The organism is Klebsiella sp. 10982 (assembly GCF_048589245.1).
In the GTDB taxonomy this organism is placed as follows: domain Bacteria; phylum Pseudomonadota; class Gammaproteobacteria; order Enterobacterales; family Enterobacteriaceae; genus Klebsiella; species Klebsiella quasivariicola.
This window is the reverse complement of the sequence record NZ_JBMAXV010000041.1, coordinates 25,075-43,237: the sequence shown is the minus strand read 5'-3', so window position 1 is coordinate 43,237 and position 18,163 is coordinate 25,075. Positions and strand designations below refer to the sequence as shown.

The window sequence follows — 18,163 nt, the reverse complement described above, 5'->3', positions numbered from 1 at the left end:
CTACTCTGAAGTGGCTTTTTTTACGCCTGCCGTTTAATCCTGACGCAGCACCTTGTGACCGTAGTCGATGAGCGCATCGGTCACCCTGCGCATCATGCGGCTTTCCGGCGCAAAGCGGTGCCAGTACAGCATACGACGCTGGAACAGACCGGGCGTGAGGTCAATAAGCTCGCCGCTTTTCAGCTCTTTTTCGATCTGCAGATGCGGGATCATACAACAGGTCGTGCCCTGGCGCGCCAGCTGCACGAAAGCTTCCGACGAGTTGACGATGTGGCAGGGCACGCTGCCCGGCGGCAGATCGAAGTTTTGCTGCAGGAACGCCTGATGCATATCGTCCAGATGGTCGAAGGCGACGACAGGCGCTTTCAGCAGCGCCGAACGCGTCACGCCGTTCGGGAAATAGCGTTGCGCAAACTCTTTTGAAGCGACAAACAGGTAATCGAGCGCGCCGAGCTGATCCACCAGGCAGCTTGGCAGCGCCTGTGGCTGGATACTGACTGCGCCCACCACTTCACCACGGCGCAGACGCTCCTGGGTGCGGGTTTCATCTTCCACCTGCAGGTTCAGACGAATAGGGGAGTCTGACAGAACGTTGGCCAGCGCCGGCAGCAGCCAGGTGGCCAGACTGTCGGCGTTCACCGCCAGCGACAGCAGCAGCGGTGTGGAACCGGTTTGTTCATCGCCCAGCCACTCCTCCTCCAGCAGTTCAACCTGGCGCAACAGGGCCAGCAGTTTCTGTCCTTGCTCGGTGGGGCGCGGCGGAACGGTACGCACCAGCAGCGGCTGGCCGAACATGTTTTCCAGCTGCTTAATACGCTGTGAGACGGCGGACTGGGTAATACATAGCTTCTGCGCGGCGCGCTCAAATCCTCGTTCCCTAATCACCGCATCCAGTGCTTGTAGTGTCCTGTAGTCCGGTCGTTTCATTATTCTGGCGTGCCCCCATAACTAATCGTTATCTCGCACTATGACATAAATTTTTATTTGATACAGACGAAATTGGTCTGCTCAGTTGTGTGATCTGCATCGCAGGGACATTTCCACTGTCGATGTTCTATAATGCGCCACAGGCATTCACATCTCGGACCATAATTATGACGCAGGATGAACTGAAAAAAGCGGTAGGTTGGGCGGCGCTGCAATACGTACAGCCAGGGACTATTGTCGGCGTAGGCACCGGCTCGACGGCGGCCCATTTTATTGATGCGCTGGGCACCATGAAGGGGCAGATCGAAGGGGCGGTTTCCAGCTCTGACGCCTCCACCGGAAAGCTCAAGAGCCTCGGGATCACCGTCTTCGATCTCAACAGTGTCGATCGCCTGGGGATCTACGTTGACGGCGCGGATGAGATCAATGGCCACATGCAGATGATCAAAGGCGGCGGCGCGGCGCTGACCCGCGAGAAGATTATCGCCTCGGTGGCGGATAAATTTATCTGCATCGCCGACGCCTCCAAGCAGGTTGATATTCTGGGCAAATTCCCGCTGCCGGTTGAAGTCATCCCGATGGCGCGCAGCGCCGTGGCGCGTCAGCTGGTTAAGCTGGGCGGCCGCCCGGAGTACCGTCAGGGCGTGGTGACCGATAACGGCAACGTGATCCTTGACGTACACGGTCTGGAAATTCTCGATGCTATCGCGCTGGAAAACGCGATCAACGGCATTCCTGGCGTGGTGACCGTGGGGCTGTTCGCCAACCGTGGCGCCGACGTGGCGCTGATCGGTACTGCCGACGGTGTGAAGACCATCGTAAAATAGTCTGTCCGCAGGGAGCCAACCGGCTCCCTCGCAAATATTTTTTCACCTGGCGCAATTTGGTGACTTCTGTCACATTTATGCAACCAATCTGATTTACAAACTACCATTCCTCCTCTTTCTGGTGTTTTGTCCTGTCATTTCCTTGTGGATGACATTTCTTCAGGACGGTGACGCAAACGTTCATATTGCCGCGATAGTTTTTTTTGATATGTTGCTCAGACGAACTTTCGTTCAGCACGACATCAGTTAAGACAAAACAGGACGGGGAAATGGCTAAGGTATCACTGGAAAAAGACAAGATTAAATTTCTGCTGGTTGAAGGTGTGCATCAAAAGGCAATCGATAGCCTTCGCGCAGCGGGTTACACCAACATTGAATTTCATAAAGGCGCGCTGGATTCCGAACAGCTGAAAGCGTCGATCCGTGATGCCCATTTCATCGGCCTGCGTTCCCGTACCCATCTGACTGAAGAGATTTTCGCCGCGGCGGAAAAACTGGTCGCAGTTGGCTGCTTCTGCATCGGTACCAACCAGGTTGATCTGAACGCCGCCGCGAAGCGCGGTATTCCGGTATTTAACGCGCCATTCTCCAATACCCGTTCGGTGGCCGAACTGGTGATCGGCGAGCTGCTGCTGATGCTGCGCGGCGTGCCGGAAGCCAACGCCAAAGCGCACCGCGGGGTGTGGAACAAGCAAGCGGTCGGTAGTTTCGAAGCTCGTGGTAAAAAGCTGGGCATCATTGGCTACGGCCACATCGGCACCCAGCTTGGCATTCTGGCGGAATCGCTGGGCATGCATGTCTTCTTCTATGATATTGAAAACAAACTGCCGCTCGGCAACGCCACTCAGGTACAGCATCTCTCCGACCTGCTGAACATGAGCGATGTGGTCAGCCTGCACGTGCCGGAAAACGCCTCCACCAAAAATATGATGGGCGCGGAAGAGCTGGCGCTGATGAAGCCGGGCGCACTGCTGATCAACGCCTCCCGCGGTACCGTGGTGGACATCCCGGCGCTGTGCGATGCGCTGGCCAGTAAGCATCTGGCCGGGGCGGCTATCGACGTCTTCCCGACCGAACCCGCGACCAACAGCGACCCCTTCACTTCACCGCTGTGCGAGTTTGATAACGTGATCCTGACTCCGCATATCGGTGGTTCCACTCAGGAAGCGCAGGAGAACATCGGTCTGGAAGTAGCTGGCAAGCTGGCGAAGTACTCTGACAACGGGTCAACCCTGTCGGCAGTTAACTTCCCGGAAGTTTCTCTGCCGCTGCACGGTGGTCGCCGTCTGCTGCATATCCATGAAAACCGGCCGGGCATCCTGACCGCCATCAACCAGATCTTCGCCGCGCAGAGCATCAACATTGCCGCCCAGTATCTGCAAACGTCGCCGCAGATGGGTTACGTGGTTATTGATATTGAAGCGGAAGAGGATGTTGCCCAGCAGGCGCTGCAGGCAATGAAAGCGATCCCGGGGACTATCCGCGCCCGTCTGCTGTTCTAATCCTTTTTGCCTCTCGGGCAGGTCGCGTACCTGCCCGTTTTTTTGTTAATACTTTCCAGGCTGAAATTCTCGTCCCCGCGTACCTACCAACACCAGGTTTTTCCCGGGGTGATGACCGCCGGCAGCGGAATATCCCACTCTTCGCTCGGCAGGATTTCCACCTGCTGGCAGTCGTGCGCGTAGCCCACCGGCTGCAGGCGATACTGCTGCCAGTTTTGCAGCGTGCGGTCGTAAAAACCGCCGCCCATTCCCAGCCGCTGGCCGCTGGCATCGAAGGCCACCAGCGGGGTCACCAGCACATCGAGTTCAGCCAGCGGCAGCACGTCCCGCACATCGAGCTTCGGTTCGCGGATTTTCAGACGATTCACCCTCAGTTCGCTCTGCGGATGGTAGTGTAGGAACAGGAGATTGCCTGGGCTGAAAGGATGTAGCACCGGCAGATACACCCGCTTACCGGTGCGCCAGAGCTGGTCGATCAGCGGCTGGGTGTCCAGTTCGCCGTCAAAAGAAAGAAACAGCGCCACGGTATGGGCGAGAACCACCGGCGGCCAGGCCATCATCCGCTCTGCGGCTTGCAGCGCAAACTGCCGCTGTTGCTCCGGGCTGAGCGCGCGTCGACGCTCGCGGATCTGCTGGCGAATGTGCTGTCGGGAGAGCAGGGTATCGGGCTGTAGGGTCATGCTGGTCTCATTACGAGCAGGCGAAACAATACGGGCAAGTGTAATACAGAGCGGCATCAGCCGAAAACAGATGTGGGGGATAATACGAAGTAAGGAAGGGAATCTCCGAGATGCCGCCGCAGGCTGTAACCCTTGAACCCTTGGTTCAAGGTGAATGTGTCGTCACAGTTTTAAGGCTTCTCGGACGAACCGAGCATGCTCACCAACCGTGGAGCGCCACATTCTTGTGGTATGAAATATCGGCTCAGGGGACTGGCCCGCTTGCAAACATCTCAGAGAAATTTTGTTCCTGGAATTACTCTAACACAGTTAACTGCAAAGTGTTATTCAAACTTCGATCCTGGTCTTTCGCTTATGCGACCTTGCTCAAGCAATGCTTGTTCGATGGTCTGCTGAAGCATCCGAATGCGCTGCTCCATGCTGGAAGCGTAGTCGCGGGTCTTCGCTTTTTCCTGAGTCAACTCATAGCTGATGTTCAACGCGGCGATGAAGACCAGCTGCTCAGTATTTGTGACTCTAGTGCGTTCTTTTAAATCTTGCAACCGCTGATTAAGGTCTTCAGCTGCCTGATTCAGGGCATCCCTTTGTTCAGGCGGGCAATTCACTCGCAGTGAACGGCCGAAAATTTGGAGATCTACGGGTTGTGCAGACATGCCACCTTCCTGCTGATTGACTGCGCTGCCTTCACACCCTGACCCGGGTCTGCGAAGGGGCGACACTATAGCTACCCTGGTGCGAAGATACAAGCCCTATTCTGGTTCACCAGGGTCCAAAGTGGTAGCATACCATGAATATTCCTCCCAACGATGACGAATGCGCATGTCTATACAGAACGAAATGCCTGGTTACAACGATGTAGACCAGTTACTGAACCAACAAGGGGTAGGTCTCACCCCGGCCGAAATGCACGGTTTGATCAGCGGATTGCTGTGCGGCGGCAACACGGACAGCAGCTGGCAGCCGCTGGTACACGACCTGACCAACGAAGGTCTTGCCTTTGGTCATGAGCTGGCTCAGGCGCTGCGTAACATGCATTCCGCCATCAGTGACTCTCTGGATGACGACGGTTTCCTCTTTCAGCTGTATCTGCCGGAAGGCGATGCGGTAAGCGTCTTCGACCGCGCCGACGCCCTTGCCGGCTGGGTCAACCACTTCCTGCTCGGCCTTGGCGTCAGCCAGCCGAAGCTGGATAAAGTGAAAGACGAGACCGGGGAGGCGATTGACGATCTGCGTAATATTGCCCAACTGGGCTACGATGAAGACGAAGATCAGGAAGAGCTGGAGATGTCTCTGGAGGAGATTATCGAGTATGTCCGCGTTGCCGCACTGCTGTGCCACGACACCTTTGCGCGTCAGCAGCCAACCGCACCGGAAGTCCGCAAACCGACATTACACTAACTAAAATTCGTTCAGGGGGCGTCATGACTCAGCAGGAATTTCTCTCGCGTCGCCAGGCGCTGTTGGCGCAGATGCAGCCAGGCAGCGCGGCGCTGATTTTCGCCGCACCGGAAGCGGTGCGTAGCGCAGATTCAGAGTATCCCTACCGGCAGAACAGCGATTTCTGGTACTTCACCGGCTTCAATGAACCGGAAGCGCTGCTGGTGCTGATCAAAAGCGATGAAACGCACAATCATAGCGTGCTGTTTAACCGGGTGCGCGATCTGACCGCTGAGATCTGGTTTGGTCGCCGTCTGGGCCAGGAGGCCGCGCCGGCGAAGCTTGGCGTCGACCGGGCGCTGGCATTTAGCGAAATCAACCAGCAGCTGTATCAGCTGCTCAACGGCCTGGACGCTATCTATTTCGCCCAGGGCGAATATGCCTATGCCGATGAGATTGTGTTCAACGCCCTCGAAAAACTGCGCAAAGGCTCGCGTCAGAATCTGCAGGCGCCGAATTCGGTCATCGACTGGCGGCCCATGGTGCATGAGATGCGCCTGTTTAAATCCGCGGAAGAGCTTGCCGTGATGCGCCGCGCCGGGGAGATCACCGCGCTGGCCCATACCCGGGCGATGGAAAAATGCCGCCCCGGCATGTTCGAATATCAGCTGGAGGGCGAAATTCTCCATGAATTCAACCGCCACGGGGCACGTTTCCCGTCCTATAACACCATCGTTGGCGGCGGCGAAAATGGCTGCATTCTGCACTACACCGAAAACGAATCCGAACTGCGTGATGGCGATTTAGTGCTGATTGACGCCGGCTGCGAATACCGCGGCTATGCGGGCGATATCACCCGCACCTTCCCGGTTAACGGTAAGTTCACCCAGCCGCAGCGTGAAATCTACGATATCGTGCTGGAATCGCTGGAAACCGCGCTGGATCTGTATCGTCCGGGCACCTCCATTTATCAGGTTAATCAGGAAGTGGTGCGCATTATGATCACCGGCCTGGTACGGCTGGGGATCCTGAAAGGCGAGATTGACGAGCTCATCGCCAACAACGCCCACCGCCCGTACTTCATGCACGGCCTGAGTCACTGGCTGGGTCTGGATGTGCACGATGTCGGCAATTACGACACCGACCGTTCGCGCATACTGGAGCCGGGTATGGTGCTGACCGTCGAGCCGGGGCTGTATATCGCCACCGACGCCGACGTACCGGCGCAGTATCGTGGTATCGGCATCCGTATTGAAGATGACATCGTTATTACCGAGGACGGTAACGAAAATCTCACCGCCGGTGTGGTGAAGAAGGCGGATGAGATCGAGGCGCTGATGGCGGCGGCGCGCCGGTCATGAGCGTGCTGATCGTCGGCGGCGGGATGACCGGGGCGACGCTCGCGCTGGCCATCTCCCGTTTGACCGGCGGCGCCCTGCCGGTCCATCTGATTGAGGCGCAGGATCCGCATTCGTCACGCCATCCCGGTTTTGACGATCGGGCAATTGCCCTGGCGGCCGGTACCTGCCAGCAGCTGGCGCGCATTGGTATCTGGCAGACCCTGGCTAAACGAGCGACGCCCATCCAGCGGGTCCACGTCAGCGACCGTGGTCACGCTGGTTTTGTGAACCTGGCGGCGGCCGATTACGGCTTGTCGGCGCTGGGGCAAGTAGTTGAACTCCACGATGTTGGTCAGCGGCTGTTTAGCCTGCTGCGCGAGGCGCCGGGCGTCACCCTGCACTGTCCGGCGAAAGTGGAAGCGGTCAGCCGCCGCGAGGAGAGCGTCAGCCTTACGCTTGAGGGCGGCGAAATCATCAACGGTAAGCTGCTGGTGGCGGCGGACGGTTCGCGTTCGTCGCTGGGCGCCCGCTGCGGCATTAGCTGGCAGCAGCAGCCCTATGAGCAGATAGCGGTCATTGCTAACGTCAGCACCGCGTTACCCCACGAAGGCCGCGCCTTCGAGCGCTTTACCGAGCATGGGCCGCTGGCGATGTTGCCGATGTCGCAAGGGCGCTGTTCGCTGGTATGGTGCCACCCGCAGTCGCGGCGCGACGAGGTGCTGAATTGGTCTGACGAACGTTTTTGCCAGCAATTACAGCAGGCGTTTGGCTGGCGGCTGGGGCGTATTACCCATGTCGGTAAGCGTAGCGTCTATCCGCTGGCGTTAACCACTGCCAACCGCGCGGTGTCGCACCGCCTGGCGCTGGTCGGCAATGCGGCGCAGACGTTGCACCCGATCGCCGGGCAGGGCTTTAATCTCGGCCTGCGCGACGTGATGAGCCTGGCTGAACGGCTTGCCGATGCCCACGCGGCCGGTGAGGATGTGGGCAATTATTCTCTGCTGTGCCGCTATCAGGCGCGCAGGGCAGGGGATAAAGCCGCCACCATCGGCGTGACCGATGGGCTGGTGCATCTCTTTGCCAACCGTTGGGCGCCGCTGGTGGCGGGGCGCAACGTCGGGCTGATGGCGATGGAATTATTTACCCCGGCGCGCGATGCGCTGGCGCAGCGTACCCTCGGTTGGGTTCCCCGTTAAGGAGTAGAACGTGCAAAGTGTTGATGTTGCCATTGTTGGCGGTGGAATGGTGGGACTGGCGGTGGCCTGTGGTTTACAGGGCAGCGGCCTGCGCGTCGCGGTGCTGGAGAAAGCAGAACCACAGCCTCTGGCCGCCGATGCGCCGCCGGCGCTGCGCGTTTCGGCAATCAATGCCGCCAGCGAAAAGCTGCTGACGAAGCTGGACGTCTGGCGCGAGATCGTTGCCCAGCGCGCCAGCTGCTATCACGGCATGGAAGTGTGGGACAAAGATAGCTTTGGTCGCATTAGCTTCGACGACCAGAGTATGGGCTTTAGCCATCTGGGCCATATTATTGAAAATGCCGTGGTGCATCACGCGCTGTGGCAGAAGGCGCAACGCTGCGCTGACGTCTCCCTTCTGGCGCCGGCGGAACTTCAGCAGGTAGCGTGGGGCGAGAATGAAGCCTTTCTCAGCCTGCAGGACGGCAGCATGCTCACCGCCCGGCTGGTGATCGGCGCCGATGGCGCCAATTCGTGGCTGCGCAATAAAGCCGATATTCCATTGACCTTCTGGGATTACCATCATCATGCGCTGGTGGCGACCATCCGTACCGCTGAGCCGCACCAGGCGGTGGCGCGCCAGGCATTCCATGGCGAGGGTATTCTGGCCTTCCTGCCGCTGAGCGATCCGCATTTGTGCTCGATCGTCTGGTCGCTGTCGCCAGCGGAGGCGCAGCGGATGCAGCAGGCCGATGCAGCTGAGTTTAATCAGGCGCTGAACATCGCCTTCGATAATCGCCTTGGCCTTTGCCAGCTTGAAAGCGAACGGCAGGTTTTCCCGCTGACCGGACGCTATGCGCGTCAGTTCGCCGCCCATCGTCTGGCGCTGGTTGGCGATGCCGCCCACACTATTCATCCGCTGGCCGGGCAGGGGGTGAACCTTGGCTTTATGGACGCCGCCGAGCTTATCGATGAGCTCAAGCGTCTGCACGCTCAGGGGAAAGATATAGGCCAGCACCTTTATCTGCGCCGCTATGAGCGCAGCCGCAAGCACAGCGCCGCGCTGATGCTGGCGGGTATGCAGGGATTCCGCGAAATGTTCTCCGGCAGCCATCCGGCGAAGAAATTTCTCCGCGATATGGGGCTTAAACTGGCTGATACGCTGCCGGGCGTGAAACCGCAGCTGATTCGCCAGGCGATGGGCCTGAACGATCTCCCTGCCTGGTTACGTTAACCCCATCACACTTCTTCCACCCGGCCCCCGCGCCGGGTTTTTTATCTCATTTGAAATATTCTAATTTCACCACTTTTTTCGCATTAGATTTATTAATGCGTCCTTTTTTTTGTTAAAGAAATTAGGACTATAAAATCGCATAAAACACCACCATCATCTAAAGTCTAACGCCATCATGTTAATTTTATGTGGCACAAATCGCTTTTTCCCAGTCAATAACTCTGTAGGCTTCTTGGCGAATTTTAGTCATAAGCTAATGTGATGCCCTGAATGAGCTTATGGTTTAGCGCCGGGTTCGGTGGTAAGTTCAGGCAAAAGAGAACGTTTGCGTCGGCGTCCGTCAGCGATGCCGCCGCCGAATTTCGTGGCGCAAAATCGCCGCCAATCTCGTGGCTGGTTCCGTTTTATTCGATGAGGAAAAGATGGCTCAACAGACTCCGTTGTATGAACAACACACGCTGTGCGGCGCTCGCATGGTGGATTTCCATGGCTGGATGATGCCGCTGCATTACGGGTCCCAGATTGATGAGCACCACGCGGTGCGCGGCGATGCAGGGATGTTCGATGTGTCGCATATGACCATCGTCGATTTCCACGGCAGCCGGATCCGGGAGTTCTTGCGCTATTTACTGGCCAACGATGTGGCGAAGCTCACCACCCCAGGTAAAGCGCTCTACACCGGCATGTTGACCGCCTCCGCCGGCGTCATCGACGACCTGATTGTTTATTTCCTTTCTGAAGATTATTTCCGCCTCGTTGTTAACTCCGCCACTCGTGAAAAAGACCTCGCCTGGATTTCCGAACAAGCCGAACCTTACGGCCTTGAAATTATCGTTCGCGACGATCTGTCGCTGATCGCGGTGCAGGGCCCGCAGGCGAAAGCGAAGGCGGCGACGCTGTTCACCGACGCTCAGCGCCAGGCCGTGGAAGGCATGAAGCCGTTCTTCGGCGTACAGGCCGGCGACCTGTTTATCGCCACCACCGGTTATACCGGCGAAGCGGGTTATGAAATCGCGATGCCGAACGAGCAGGCGGCGGATTTCTGGCGCGGTCTGCTGGACGCCGGCGTTAAGCCGTGTGGTCTTGGCGCGCGCGACACCCTGCGCCTGGAAGCCGGGATGAACCTGTACGGCCAGGAGATGGACGAAGGCGTCTCGCCGCTGGCGGCGAACATGGGCTGGACTATCGCCTGGGAGCCCGCCGATCGTAACTTCATCGGCCGCGAAGCGCTGGAAATGCAGCGCGAAAAAGGCACCGAGCAGCTGGTCGGCCTGGTGATGACCGAGAAAGGCGTCCTGCGCGGCGGCCTGCCGGTACGTTTTACCGATAGCGACGGTAATCAAAAAGAAGGCATTATCACCAGCGGCACCTTCTCGCCGACGCTGGGCTACAGCATCGCGCTGGCCCGCGTGCCGGCCGGGATTGGCGACACCGCGGTGGTGCAAATTCGTAACCGTGAAATGCCGGTAAAAGTGACTAAACCTGGTTTTGTACGCAATGGCAAAGCCATTGTGTGATTTCCCTTTTTTGGAGATGAATTGATGAGCAACGTACCAGCAGAACTGAAATACAGCAAAGAACACGAGTGGCTGCGTAAAGAAGCGGACGGCACCTATACCGTTGGGATCACCGAGCACGCGCAGGAGCTGCTTGGCGACATGGTTTTCGTTGACCTGCCGGAAGTGGGCGCCACCGTTGAAGCGGGCGCCGATTGCGCCGTTGCCGAATCCGTGAAAGCGGCTTCCGATATCTACGCGCCGATTAGCGGTGAAATCGTTGCCGTCAACGAAGAGCTGAACGACTCGCCGGAACTGGTCAACAGCGACCCGTATACCGACGGCTGGATCTTCAAAATCAAAGCCAGCGACGAAGCGCAGGTTGCCGCGCTGCTGGATGCGACCGCCTATGAAGCTCTGTTAGAAGACGAATAAATACGCTTCATCCTTCACGCTGCAGGGGCGTTGGCTTCCTGGCTCCCCCCGGTCACTTACTTTTGTAAGCTCCCGGGGAGTCGCTGTGTCGCCGCCTTCCTGCAACGCGAATGATTTTGCGTATTCTGGCCCGGTAAGCATCAGCGCTTGCCGGGCAAACCAGTCAGACAATCACGATTCACCGCACGTTTCAGGAACCATCGCTCATGACTCAGACTTTAAGTCAGCTTGAAAACCGCGACGCCTTTATTGAACGTCACATTGGCCCGGACGCTCAGCAGCAGCAAGAGATGCTGAAGACCGTCGGCGCGGATTCGCTTAACGCCCTGATTGGCCAGATTGTGCCGCAGGATATCCAGCTGGCGACCCCACCGCAGGTGGGCGACGCGACTACCGAATTCGCCGCGCTGGCGGAGCTGAAGGCGATTGCCGGTCGCAACAAGCGCTTCAAGTCTTACATCGGCATGGGCTATACCGCCGTGCAGCTGCCGCCGGTCATTCAGCGCAACATGCTGGAAAACCCGGGCTGGTATACCGCTTACACTCCTTACCAGCCGGAAGTTTCCCAGGGCCGTCTGGAATCGCTGCTCAACTTCCAGCAGGTCACGCTGGATCTGACCGGGCTGGATATCGCTTCCGCTTCGCTGCTTGATGAAGCCACCGCCGCCGCCGAAGCGATGGCGATGGCCAAACGCGTCAGTAAACTGAAGAACGCCAACCGTTTCTTCGTTGCCGCCGACGTCCATCCGCAAACCCTGGACGTGGTTCGCACCCGCGCAGAAACTTTCGGCTTCGACGTGATTGTCGATGACGCCGACAAAGTGCTCGATCACCAGGATGTCTTTGGCGTGCTGCTGCAGCAGGTTGGCACCACCGGTGAAATCCACGATTACAGTAAACTGATCGCCGAGCTGAAAGCGCGCAAAGTGATTGTCAGCGTCGCCGCTGACTTTATGGCGCTGGTGCTGCTGACGGCGCCGGGCAAGCAGGGCGCCGATATTGTCTTCGGTTCCGCCCAACGTTTCGGCGTGCCGATGGGCTATGGCGGCCCGCACGCGGCCTTCTTCGCGGCGAAAGATGAATTCAAACGCTCCATGCCGGGCCGGATTATCGGCGTATCGAAAGATGCGGCGGGTAATACCGCGCTGCGCATGGCGATGCAGACTCGCGAGCAGCACATCCGCCGCGAGAAAGCGAACTCCAACATTTGTACCTCGCAGGTCCTGCTGGCCAACATCGCCAGCCTGTACGCGGTATTCCACGGCCCGGCGGGCCTGAAACGTATCGCTGGCCGCATTCATCGCCTGACCGACATTCTGGCCGACGGCCTGCAGAAGAAAGGGCTGAAGCTGCGCCATGCGCACTACTTCGACACCCTTTGCGTCGAAGTGGCGGATAAAGCCGCGGTGCTGGCGCGTGCCGAAGCGCTGCAGATTAACCTGCGTAGCGATATTCACGGCGCGGTGGGCATTACGCTTGATGAAGCGACCACCCGCGAAGATGTGCTGAACCTGTTCCGCGCCATCGTCGGCGACGATCACGGTCTGGATATCGATACTCTGGATAAAGACGTGGCGCTGGATAGCCGTTCGATCCCGGCGGCGATGCTGCGCGACGATGCGATCCTCACCCATCCGGTGTTTAACCGCTACCATAGCGAAACCGAGATGATGCGCTACATGCACGCGCTGGAGCGTAAAGATCTGGCGCTGAACCAGGCGATGATCCCGCTGGGATCCTGCACCATGAAACTGAACGCCGCGGCGGAAATGATCCCGATCACCTGGCCGGAATTTGCCGAGCTGCACCCGTTCTGCCCGGTCGAGCAGGCGGAAGGTTATCATCAGATGATCGCCCAGCTTTCTGACTGGCTGGTTAAACTGACCGGCTATGACGCCGTCTGTATGCAGCCGAATTCCGGCGCGCAGGGCGAGTATGCTGGCCTGCTGGCGATTCGCCACTATCACGAAAGCCGCAACGAAGGCCATCGCGATATCTGCCTGATCCCAAGCTCCGCGCACGGCACCAACCCGGCTTCCGCGCAGATGGCGGGTATGCAGGTGGTGGTGGTTGCGTGCGACAAAAACGGCAATATCGATCTCGCTGACCTGCGTGAAAAAGCAGAGCAGGCGGGGGCGAATCTCTCCTGCATCATGGTCACCTACCCGTCGACCCACGGCGTATATGAAGAGACCATTCGCGAAGTGTGCGAGATCGTGCACCAGTTCGGCGGCCAGGTTTACCTTGACGGCGCCAACATGAACGCCCAGGTCGGGATCACCTCTCCGGGCTTTATCGGCGCTGACGTTTCGCACCTCAACCTGCATAAAACCTTCTGCATTCCGCACGGCGGCGGCGGCCCGGGTATGGGCCCTATCGGTGTGAAAGCGCACCTGGCGCCGTTTGTACCGGGCCACAGCGTGGTACAGATTGAAGGCATGCTGACCCGTCAGGGCGCGGTTTCCGCCGCGCCGTTCGGCAGCGCGTCCATTCTGCCGATCAGCTGGATGTATATCCGCATGATGGGCGCGGAAGGACTGAAGCAGGCGAGCCAGAACGCGATTCTCAACGCCAACTATATCGCTACCCGGCTGAAAGAGGCTTACCCGGTGCTCTATACCGGCCGCGACGGTCGCGTGGCGCACGAATGTATTCTCGATATTCGTCCGCTGAAAGAAGAGACCGGCATTAGCGAGCTGGATATTGCTAAACGCCTGATCGACTTTGGTTTCCATGCGCCGACCATGTCCTTCCCGGTCGCCGGGACGCTGATGGTTGAGCCGACAGAATCGGAAAGCAAGGTCGAGCTGGATCGCTTTATTGACGCCATGCTGGCGATTCGCGCGGAAATCGATCGCGTTAAAGCCGGTGAATGGCCGCTGGAAGATAACCCGCTGGTGAACGCGCCGCACACCCAGGGCGAGCTGGTGGGCGAGTGGAACCATCCGTACAGCCGCGAGCTGGCGGTATTCCCGGCTGGGTTGCACAACAAGTACTGGCCGACGGTGAAACGCCTGGATGACGTATACGGCGACCGTAACCTGTTCTGCTCCTGCGTCCCGATGAGCGAATACCAGTAAGTGGTGAATTAGCTAAACTTTTAAAGGCGCTGCGGCGCCTTTATTTTTTGGAGGGAAGATATGGCGATAGCTCTGATTAGCGGCGCAAGCCGCGGCATAGGCCGGGCGACGGCGCTGCTGCTGGCGCAGGAAGGGTATACCGTCGCGGTTAATTATCATCACAACATTAACGCCGCCACCGAAGTGGTCAATACCATTGTTGAATCTGGCGGCAAAGCCACGGCGCTGCGGGCCGATATCAGCGATGAAGCGCAGGTGATGGCGATGTTTGAGGCGGTTGACCGCATGGGCGAACCACTGGCGGCGTTGGTCAACAATGCCGGGATCCTGTTTACCCAATGTACGGTAGAGAGCCTGAGCGCCGAGCGTATTAACCGCGTGCTGGCCACCAACGTCACCGGATACTTTCTTTGCTGTCGCGAGGCGGTAAAGCGCATGTCGCATCGGCATGGCGGCAAGGGCGGGGCGATAGTTAACGTTTCGTCGGCGGCGTCGCGCCTTGGCGCGCCGGGGGAGTACGTTGATTATGCCGCGTCGAAAGGGGCAGTAGATACCCTGACCACCGGGCTGGCGCTGGAAGTGGCGGCGCAGGGGATTCGGGTAAACGGCGTGCGTCCGGGGCTCATTTATACCGAGATGCACGCCTCCGGCGGCGAACCGGGACGCGTGGACCGGGTGAAAAGTTCGCTTCCGATGCAGCGCGGCGGCCAGCCGGAAGAGGTCGCTCAGGCCATTGCCTGGCTGCTGAGCGACAAAGCGTCGTATGTGACGGGTAGCTTCCTCGAACTGGCGGGCGGTAAATAACCCGTAGATGTCTATTGCCCGGCGGCGCTGCGCTATCCGGGAAAAACTTCCCGGATGGCGGCGACGCCTTATCCGGGTTACCCAACGATGCGTACCCGTAGCCCGGCTGAGCGCAGCGCGAGCCGGGAACCCGACGGTCTACCAGGAGGCCAGCCATAGCCGCAGGCGCATTCCCCAGCTGCTGGTCCAGCCGGTGGTGACCGACTTCACCTCGCCTTGAGAAATGAACACCAGCGTTGGCGTCACCTGCACGTCCCACTGCCGCGCCAGCTGGCCGCTCGGATCGTTCACCGTCGGCAGCGCCATTTTCTTCCTGGTCAACCACGTCTCCAGCGTGGCGTTATCGCCGGAACGCAGGGCCACCGTCAGCACATTGCCGCCGTCGGCGGCAAGCGATGCCACCGACGGCGTGGTATAGCGACAAACTCCGCACCAGGTTGCCCAGACGTACAGCAGCAGCGGCTTTTGCTGGCTCATGGCGTTCAGATCCAGCGTCCTGCCGTCGAGTGTCTGCAGCGATGTGGCGCTGATGTTTTGCGGCAGCGCGGGCTGGCGAAAATAATCCACCGCCAGGCTCACCGCCGCGCCAATCAGCAGCCACACCGCCAGCTCGCGCAGCCAGCGCCTGATTTTACTGGCCACGGGCTTTCGCCAGCTGTTCTTTCACCAGCCCCTCCAGTTCATCAGCAGGGATTGCGCCGGCCACCATCTGATCGCCGATGATGGTCGCCGGGGTGCCCTGAATATTCAGCACCTGCGACAAAATCAGGTTCATTTTCAGCGAATCCATGGTTTTGTCATCAATATTCACGCTTTCGGTGGCGGTTTTCTTCTGTGCGGCGGCGATGCTGGCATCATCGTGATAGCCTTTTTTCGCCATCAGCCGCTGATGCAGCGCCCAGAACTTATCGGGCTGCTGACGCCAGGTGGAGAGCGCGGCTTTAGCGGCATTCACCGAACTCTGCCCTTTAAACGGCAGCAGCTTAACGATGAGCTGGATGTCCGGATTATCGTGGACGATTTTTTCCAGCAGCGGATCAAACTGTTTGCAGTAAGGGCAGTTGTAATCGGTAAACGAGACGATCGTGAGCTTCGGCGCTTTCGCGCCGGTGCGCGGGCTGTTCGGATCGTTAAACAGCAGCTGGGCTAACTGGTCATTACCGTTCGATTGCGGTTCTTGCTCCGGGGCGGCGAAGCTGAAGGCCGATACGCACAGCAGCAATAAGGCGGTGATAGCTCTCATGTTATTTTCCTTTAGCGGCGGACAGGGTAGCGAGAAGGTGTTCGCGATCTAACAGCGCAGGCAGAATTTGTCCCTGCGGCAATCCTGGTCCGTAAATCTGGTTAAACGGCACCGCGGCGTTGCCGCGAGCGGTTAAAAACTGACTAATGTCGGCGGAGGGGCGGCTCCAGTCGCCGCGTAAGGCGACCACATCTGGCGCTGAAAGCGCCTGCTGGACGTCATCGCGCAGCAGCACGTTGTATTTATTGGCTTTACAGGTCACGCACCAGTCGGCGGTGACATCAATAAACACCCGCTTATGCTCCGCCAGGGCGTTAGCGATAGCCTGCTCGCTGAGCGGCTGCCAGTTAACCCGGTCGCGGCGCGGGCCCTGGCCGTCCTGTTGGGCGACAAAGGCGACGGCGCCCGCCACTACGATGGCCAGAGCGCCCGCGCGCAGCGCCGTACGCCAGCGGTAGCGCCAGGCGGTGGCCAGCAGCAGAACGATGGCCAGAATCACCAGCAGGGTAAGCACCGGCGTACGGCCGATGTGGATCGTCAGCAGGCTGACCAGCCATAGCGCTGAGCCAAGCATCATTAACCCCAGCACCACCCGCAGATGATTCATCCAGCGACCCGGGCGCGGTAGACGTTGCGCCAGACCCGGCCAGGCGACGATAAGCAGCCACGGCAGGCTCATGCCGATCCCCATGGCGAAGAAAATACCCCACAGCAGCGGCAGCGGCGCCACCAGCGCCACCGAAACGGCGGTACCGAGGAACGGCGCGGTACAGGGCGTCGCCAGCAGAGTGGCGAAGGCGCCCTGCCAGAAATGGCCCATTAAGCCGTTGCCGCCCCGGGTGGCGAGGAAGGTACTGGCGCTGGAGGAGAGACGGATTTCGAACAGCCCTAATAAACTGGCGCTGAACAGCACCATTACCAGCGCCATCGCGCCGATAAACCATGGGTTCTGGAACTGGATCCCCCAGCCGAGCGCCTGATTACCTAAGCGTAGCGCGGTCATCATCAGCGCCAGCGCCAGGAAGGAGACGACGATCCCGCATACCGAGGCGAGGAACTGCCGCCGCACCGCGCCGCGTTCGCGACGTTCGGTTTGCACCAGCGAGCCGAGTTTCATGGCCAGCACCGGCAGCACGCACGGCATGACGTTGAGGATTAGCCCGCCGGCCAGCGCCATCAGCAGCACCCAGCCTAACGCCAGCCCCGGCGCGGCGCTGCCGGCGGCGATGGCGATCTTGCTTTCCTGCGCCTGGCCGCTATCGGCCAGCACCAGCGACAGCGTTTTGCCGCTCAGATCCGGCGCCGCTTCGCCCCAGCTATCGGTGACCGGTACGGTGGCGGTCAACGTATCGCCGCGGCTGGTAAAACTCGGCGTGCCGAAATCGACATCCTCCATGCTGTCGATAAACAGCGCTGGCTGCTGCCAGCCGGCATCGCGGCGGGCGATCACCGTCAGTTTGCCGCTGACGTAGCTGGCGCTAAGCGCCGAGGTGAGACCGTCGCGCAGGGGCAGCGTGCCCATCGCGCGGGTGAAATCGTAATTAAAACGCTCCCCCGCTGGAGCCGTCATATCCAGCGAAAAGGGATAGTCAGTGAGAATGCAGACATTGCTGCAGGTGGATAGCGTCAGGACGCCGCTAAGCGTCGGCGGTATTTTGCCGCGCAGGGTCATCGGGAAGCTGACGTCGCCGTGATACCCCTGAGTGGAAATACCCGCGACGTCGAAGCGTTGCGGCGTCGGCCAGCGCCAGTTAACCTCCAGCGGCGTGTGCCAGGCGATAGCCGGCGCGATGCCGCCTTCGCCCGGCGAACGCCAGTAGGTTTTCCAGCCCTTTTCCAGCGCTACGTCTAAAAGCAGGCGGGTGTCGCCATTGCTTTCGCTTTGCGCCCGCAGGCGCACGCTGGCGTGTTGATTGTCGGCGACGCGCAGCCAGCCGCTATCGGCGGCCTGGCTGACGGGCAGCCATAGCCAAAGCAGGCAGACCAGCAGTCGCCTGAATACCATAAACATAAATTTTCTCCGTAAGTAATAAATTAACCTGA

General features: G+C 59.2%; 16 protein-coding genes and 1 other RNA gene. 10 read left to right on the top strand and 7 right to left on the bottom strand.

Annotated features, from left to right (window positions below):
* Window positions 1–33: 33 nt before the first annotated feature.
* Window positions 34–927: a DNA-binding transcriptional regulator ArgP gene (gene argP, locus ACKLKD_RS22950; protein ID WP_008806448.1), complete on the bottom strand. Its 894-nt coding sequence runs from the start codon at window positions 925–927 to the stop codon at window positions 34–36.
* Between the two features lie 167 nt (window positions 928–1,094).
* On the opposite strand from argP, the gene rpiA reads away from it, so the two are divergent.
* Both rpiA and serA read left to right on the top strand, forming a co-directional pair.
* Entirely contained in the window at window positions 1,095–1,754 is a 660-nt protein-coding gene (rpiA, locus tag ACKLKD_RS22945; protein WP_087805909.1) for a ribose-5-phosphate isomerase RpiA, read from the top strand.
* Window positions 1,755–2,023: 269 nt separating this feature from the next.
* Window positions 2,024–3,256 carry a phosphoglycerate dehydrogenase gene (gene serA, locus ACKLKD_RS22940; RefSeq protein ID WP_087805907.1) on the top strand — a complete coding sequence of 411 codons (1,233 nt, stop codon included), beginning with the start codon at window positions 2,024–2,026 and terminating at the stop codon, window positions 3,254–3,256.
* 83 nt (window positions 3,257–3,339) lie between these two features.
* Here the strand turns inward: serA and ACKLKD_RS22935 are convergent, their stop codons facing one another.
* From ACKLKD_RS22935 to zapA, 3 genes are all read right to left on the bottom strand, one after another.
* The gene (locus tag ACKLKD_RS22935) at window positions 3,340–3,936 is read right to left on the bottom strand and encodes a 5-formyltetrahydrofolate cyclo-ligase (RefSeq protein WP_080897033.1); all 597 of its coding nucleotides are present in this window, start codon (window positions 3,934–3,936) and stop codon (window positions 3,340–3,342) included.
* A gap of 98 nt (window positions 3,937–4,034) precedes the next feature.
* Window positions 4,035–4,218, bottom strand: a non-coding RNA gene (ssrS, locus tag ACKLKD_RS22930) — 6S RNA.
* A gap of 41 nt (window positions 4,219–4,259) precedes the next feature.
* Window positions 4,260–4,589 carry a cell division protein ZapA gene (zapA, locus tag ACKLKD_RS22925; RefSeq protein ID WP_004205298.1) on the bottom strand — a complete coding sequence of 110 codons (330 nt, stop codon included), beginning with the start codon at window positions 4,587–4,589 and terminating at the stop codon, window positions 4,260–4,262.
* Between the two features lie 166 nt (window positions 4,590–4,755).
* Between zapA and ACKLKD_RS22920 the strand changes: the two genes are divergently transcribed.
* From ACKLKD_RS22920 to ACKLKD_RS22885, 8 genes are all read left to right on the top strand, one after another.
* Window positions 4,756–5,334 (top strand): YecA family protein, encoded by a 579-nt coding sequence (locus ACKLKD_RS22920; protein ID WP_002916486.1) that lies wholly within the window; start codon window positions 4,756–4,758, stop codon window positions 5,332–5,334.
* Window positions 5,335–5,357: 23 nt separating this feature from the next.
* Window positions 5,358–6,674 carry a Xaa-Pro aminopeptidase gene (gene pepP / locus ACKLKD_RS22915; protein WP_025712505.1) on the top strand — a complete coding sequence of 439 codons (1,317 nt, stop codon included), beginning with the start codon at window positions 5,358–5,360 and terminating at the stop codon, window positions 6,672–6,674.
* Entirely contained in the window at window positions 6,671–7,849 is a 1,179-nt protein-coding gene (gene ubiH, locus ACKLKD_RS22910) for a 2-octaprenyl-6-methoxyphenyl hydroxylase (RefSeq protein ID WP_080897034.1), read from the top strand. The genes pepP and ubiH overlap by 4 nt, the downstream gene beginning before the upstream one ends.
* A 10-nt stretch (window positions 7,850–7,859) precedes the next feature.
* Window positions 7,860–9,062, top strand: coding sequence for an FAD-dependent 2-octaprenylphenol hydroxylase (gene ubiI, locus ACKLKD_RS22905; protein WP_025712503.1), 1,203 nt, complete (start codon window positions 7,860–7,862; stop codon window positions 9,060–9,062).
* Between the two features lie 422 nt (window positions 9,063–9,484).
* Window positions 9,485–10,579 (top strand): glycine cleavage system aminomethyltransferase GcvT, encoded by a 1,095-nt coding sequence (gene gcvT, locus ACKLKD_RS22900; protein ID WP_025712502.1) that lies wholly within the window; start codon window positions 9,485–9,487, stop codon window positions 10,577–10,579.
* A 24-nt stretch (window positions 10,580–10,603) separates the two neighbouring features.
* Window positions 10,604–10,993: a glycine cleavage system protein GcvH gene (gcvH, locus tag ACKLKD_RS22895; RefSeq protein WP_023290979.1), complete on the top strand. Its 390-nt coding sequence runs from the start codon at window positions 10,604–10,606 to the stop codon at window positions 10,991–10,993.
* A gap of 206 nt (window positions 10,994–11,199) precedes the next feature.
* Window positions 11,200–14,073, top strand: a complete 2,874-nt coding sequence (gene gcvP / locus ACKLKD_RS22890) for an aminomethyl-transferring glycine dehydrogenase (RefSeq protein WP_025712501.1) — start codon at window positions 11,200–11,202, stop codon at window positions 14,071–14,073.
* 60 nt (window positions 14,074–14,133) lie between these two features.
* Window positions 14,134–14,877 (top strand): SDR family oxidoreductase, encoded by a 744-nt coding sequence (locus tag ACKLKD_RS22885; protein WP_025712500.1) that lies wholly within the window; start codon window positions 14,134–14,136, stop codon window positions 14,875–14,877.
* 138 nt (window positions 14,878–15,015) lie between these two features.
* On the opposite strand, the gene ACKLKD_RS22880 is transcribed toward ACKLKD_RS22885, so the two are convergent.
* Genes ACKLKD_RS22880 through ACKLKD_RS22870 form a run of 3 tightly spaced genes read right to left on the bottom strand, consistent with a single transcriptional unit; the run spans window position 15,016 to window position 18,131 of the window.
* Window positions 15,016–15,519: a protein disulfide oxidoreductase gene (locus ACKLKD_RS22880; RefSeq protein ID WP_025712499.1), complete on the bottom strand. Its 504-nt coding sequence runs from the start codon at window positions 15,517–15,519 to the stop codon at window positions 15,016–15,018.
* A complete protein-coding gene (locus tag ACKLKD_RS22875) occupies window positions 15,509–16,120 on the bottom strand; it encodes a DsbA family protein (protein ID WP_087805905.1) in 612 nt (203 codons plus the stop codon). The genes ACKLKD_RS22880 and ACKLKD_RS22875 overlap by 11 nt, the downstream gene beginning before the upstream one ends.
* A gap of 1 nt (window position 16,121) precedes the next feature.
* The gene (locus tag ACKLKD_RS22870) at window positions 16,122–18,131 is read right to left on the bottom strand and encodes a protein-disulfide reductase DsbD family protein (protein WP_087805903.1); all 2,010 of its coding nucleotides are present in this window, start codon (window positions 18,129–18,131) and stop codon (window positions 16,122–16,124) included.
* Window positions 18,132–18,163: the final 32 nt, after the last annotated feature.

What these genes read in the sequence shown, in the direction of transcription:
- ACKLKD_RS22875 (WP_087805905.1), bottom strand. Translation starts at nt 16,120, where the DNA reads ATGAGAGCTATCACCGCCTTATTGCTGCTGTGCGTATCGGCCTTCAGC.
- gcvT (WP_025712502.1), top strand. Translation starts at nt 9,485, where the DNA reads ATGGCTCAACAGACTCCGTTGTATGAACAACACACGCTGTGCGGCGCT.
- ubiH (WP_080897034.1), top strand. Translation starts at nt 6,671, where the DNA reads ATGAGCGTGCTGATCGTCGGCGGCGGGATGACCGGGGCGACGCTCGCG.
- zapA (WP_004205298.1), bottom strand. Translation starts at nt 4,589, where the DNA reads ATGTCTGCACAACCCGTAGATCTCCAAATTTTCGGCCGTTCACTGCGA.
- pepP (WP_025712505.1), top strand. Translation starts at nt 5,358, where the DNA reads ATGACTCAGCAGGAATTTCTCTCGCGTCGCCAGGCGCTGTTGGCGCAG.
- gcvH (WP_023290979.1), top strand. Translation starts at nt 10,604, where the DNA reads ATGAGCAACGTACCAGCAGAACTGAAATACAGCAAAGAACACGAGTGG.
- ACKLKD_RS22870 (WP_087805903.1), bottom strand. Translation starts at nt 18,131, where the DNA reads ATGTTTATGGTATTCAGGCGACTGCTGGTCTGCCTGCTTTGGCTATGG.
- rpiA (WP_087805909.1), top strand. Translation starts at nt 1,095, where the DNA reads ATGACGCAGGATGAACTGAAAAAAGCGGTAGGTTGGGCGGCGCTGCAA.
- argP (WP_008806448.1), bottom strand. Translation starts at nt 927, where the DNA reads ATGAAACGACCGGACTACAGGACACTACAAGCACTGGATGCGGTGATT.
- ACKLKD_RS22885 (WP_025712500.1), top strand. Translation starts at nt 14,134, where the DNA reads ATGGCGATAGCTCTGATTAGCGGCGCAAGCCGCGGCATAGGCCGGGCG.
- ACKLKD_RS22935 (WP_080897033.1), bottom strand. Translation starts at nt 3,936, where the DNA reads ATGACCCTACAGCCCGATACCCTGCTCTCCCGACAGCACATTCGCCAG.
- ACKLKD_RS22920 (WP_002916486.1), top strand. Translation starts at nt 4,756, where the DNA reads ATGTCTATACAGAACGAAATGCCTGGTTACAACGATGTAGACCAGTTA.
- serA (WP_087805907.1), top strand. Translation starts at nt 2,024, where the DNA reads ATGGCTAAGGTATCACTGGAAAAAGACAAGATTAAATTTCTGCTGGTT.
- gcvP (WP_025712501.1), top strand. Translation starts at nt 11,200, where the DNA reads ATGACTCAGACTTTAAGTCAGCTTGAAAACCGCGACGCCTTTATTGAA.